A 1,062-nucleotide genomic window follows, 5' to 3' on the forward strand; every position below is an offset into this window, starting at 1 on the left:
GGCCAGCACCATGGCGAACATGGTCAGTGTGTTGACGGAATAGCCGAACAGCGACAGCACGCCGAACGTGCCGAGCAGCACCACCGGCACGGCGATCGTCGGGATGATGGTGGCGCGCAAATTCTGCAGGAAGATGAACATCACCAGGAACACCAGCACGATCGCTTCGGCCAGCGTCTTGAGCACCTCCTCGATCGACAGCCGCACGAAAGGCGAGGTGTCGTAGGGATAGACGACCTCGACCCCTTGCGGGAAGGTCGAGCTCAGCCGGGCGATCGTCGAACGCACCGCTTCGGCGGTGTTGATGGCGTTGGCGCCGGTCGCCAAATTGACGGCGACGCCGGCCGCCGGCTTGCCATTGTAATTGGCCTGCGTCGTATAGCTTTCGGCGCCGAGCTCGACGGTGGCGACATCGTTGAGGCGGACCAGAGAGCCATCGGTCTGGCTCTTCAGGATGATGTTGCGGAACTGTTCGGCGGTCTGCAGCCGGCTCTTGGCCGTCACCGTGGCATTGAGCTGCTGGCCCTTGCGCGCCGGCAGGCCGCCAAGCTGGCCGGCCGAAACCTGCGTGTTCTGCGCCTCGATCGCCGAGGCAATGTCGCTCGGCATCAAGGCGTATTTGGCGAGCTGGTCCGGATCGAGCCAGATGCGCATGGCATAGCCGGAGCCGAACAGCTGCGTCGAGCCGACACCCTCGACGCGCTTCAGCGTGTCGTTGACGGTGGCGTCGACATAGTCGGCGAGATCGGTCGAGTTCATCTTGCCGTCGGTCGAGACGAAGCCGATGACCATCAGGAAGCCGGTCGAGGATTTGGAGACGGTGATGCCGTTGCTCTGCACCACCTGCGGCAGCTGCGACTGCACCAGCTGCAGCTTGTTTTGCGTCTGCACCTGGGCGGTATCGGGATCGGCCGCTGTGGTGAAGGTCAGCGTGATCGAGGCCGAACCGGTCGAGGTCGACGTCGCCGTCATGTAGTCGAGATTGTCGATACCGGTCATGCCTTGCTCGATGACCTTGGTCACCGAGTTCTCGACCGTCTGCGCGTCGGCGCCCGGATAGGT

At 63.5% G+C, this 1,062-nt stretch carries 1 protein-coding gene; it reads right to left on the bottom strand.

The genetic code is table 11. The features are described 5' to 3' along the window. Positions 1 to 1,062: efflux RND transporter permease subunit (locus EN914_RS36295; RefSeq protein WP_206527334.1), on the bottom strand; the 1,062-nt coding region annotated here is incomplete at both ends.

This window comes from Mesorhizobium sp. M7A.F.Ca.CA.001.08.2.1, assembly GCF_003998455.1.
Lineage (GTDB): Bacteria > Pseudomonadota > Alphaproteobacteria > Rhizobiales > Rhizobiaceae > Mesorhizobium > Mesorhizobium ciceri.